The sequence below is a fragment of the Flavobacterium sp. genome, assembly GCF_049590715.1.
In the GTDB taxonomy this organism is placed as follows: Bacteria; Bacteroidota; Bacteroidia; order Flavobacteriales; family Flavobacteriaceae; genus Flavobacterium.
This window is the reverse complement of sequence record NZ_JBAWDL010000312.1, coordinates 1-1,838: the sequence shown is the minus strand read 5'-3', so window position 1 is coordinate 1,838 and position 1,838 is coordinate 1. Positions and strand designations below refer to the sequence as shown.

The window sequence follows — 1,838 nt, the reverse complement described above, 5'->3', positions numbered from 1 at the left end:
AACTTGCCGCGGTCGGCGTAGCGCGGGTTAACGGCCACTGTGATGGTTGAATCGCGGAAATCGGGGCGGTTAACGGGCAGGCCTTTGGCCGGGCTATCGGCCGTGGCTACTTCGGCCTGCCGGGCATACATGGGCGTGCGGAACACGAGGCGGCCGGTGTCGCCGGTACCCTCGGGCACGTAGTACTCTACCCAGACCTCGCCGTTGTCGTAGTAATTGATGCGGGAAAAGCCTTTTTCCTTGTCGGAGAACAGGGCGTCGCCGCCCGAGCCCGGCTTCACGTGCTGGGTTTTGCAGCCCGAGCCGCTGACGATGTGGTTGAGGTTGCCCTCCTTGAAATACTGCAGGTTGTGCTCGTGGCCGGCCGCGTACACAATGTTGGGGTACTTGTCGAAAATATCCGTCAGGCCCTTTTTATACGCCTGGTAAAGCGGGTGCGGAATATCCTGGCTGACGCCGCCGTACTTGCGGGCAAATGGGTAAATGGAGCCGATGACGGGCAGCGGCAAGTAGGCATACTTGAAAACGATGGACAGCGGGAAAATGTGGTCGCCGAGCGTGAAGTAGCCGCCGTGGATACCGTCGGAGTACAGCGGATGGTGCCCGATGACCACAATATTTTTGCCGGCGTTGCGCTGGATAATGTCTTCGAGACGGGTAAAAAAATCGGTTTCGTTGGCCACGCCGCAGTTGCTGTTGCCACCGGCCGGCCGTTCGCCGGCGGGCTGCAGAAACCACTGCGAGTTGATGGCAATCATCACCAGATCGTCCTGCAGCCGGATTTCAACCGGTCCAGGGCAGCCGTCGCGGGGCAGGAAGAAGTCGCCGGTGTAGGGGAAGGCGGCCGAGTCGGAGCGCAGGTAATCCTCCACGAACTGCTGCTCGCGGTTTACCTGGGCCACGCTGCCGCGCTGGCCCTGCTTCCAGTCGTGGTTGCCGGGTATCATGTACTTCTCGCCCTGGTAGTCGCGCAGGCTTTTCAGCTGATCAACCATGCGCCGCTCCGACTCCTTGCGGTCGAAGGTGCCCTCGGGGGGCAGGCCGTATTCGTAAATATTGTCGCCCAGAAACACAGTGGAGCTTTTGGCCCCGGCCGCCAGAATCTGCTTGCGCATCAGGTTAAGCGAGGGCTCGCCGCCTTCGGCCTCGGGCGTAGGCTTGCCCACGTCGCCAATCAGGAACATCGAGTACCGGATGCGGGAAGTGTCGGGCGGAGTTTTCGATTGCCAGTCGACGCCGGCCCCGCGGTAGTTGGGGCGCTCGGGGTGGGAGGTTTGCGTTTTGGCTTTGGTTTGGGCCACGACTGGGGAAACGCCGCCGGACAGGGCCAGCACCAGGGCCAGCAGCAGGTAATATCGATTCATATGGTAGAAAAGGGGGTGCGAAGTCGGCGTGCGTACCGGGCAAGGCCGCAGGCTATACAACAAAAAAGACCGTAAACTTACCCAACATAAGGCGTAAACGCCACCAGAACCGGGCCAGTGTGCTGCCCTACGCAATTCGTAGAAACACGGTTGGGTCGGGCCCGCCAACTTCCCATCGCCGAATAGCGTTGTAAGCCCCATTGGCCCCGCCTACTCTCCCGTGCCCTGCTCTTCCCCAATGGAAACTGCTCTTACCCCATCTCCGGCCAAGGCCGAAATCATCAAGAATGCGAAGGCCTATGTACTGGCGCTGCTCGAAGAAAAACTGCCCGGCAAGCTCGTTTACCATTCGCCCAAGCACACGGCCCAGGTAGTAAAGGAGGCCAGAGCCCTGGGCGAAGCCGCCGGCCTGGCGGCCCCCGACCTGGAGGCGCTGCTGCTGGCCGCCTGGTTTCATGATGTGGGCTACATTGA

Annotated in this window: 1 protein-coding gene and 1 pseudogene; one reads left to right on the top strand and one right to left on the bottom strand. The window is 61.0% G+C overall.

All coding sequences use genetic code 11. The features are described 5' to 3' along the window. Nucleotides 1-1,364, bottom strand: a 1,364-nt coding sequence (locus WBQ70_RS13570; RefSeq protein WP_423915138.1) for a metallophosphoesterase, incomplete at its 3' end; no start/stop codon positions are given. A 238-nt stretch (nt 1,365-1,602) separates the two neighbouring features. Here WBQ70_RS13570 and WBQ70_RS13565 point away from each other — a divergent pair. Next, a pseudogene (locus WBQ70_RS13565) lies at nt 1,603-1,838 on the top strand (hypothetical protein); the annotation flags it as partial.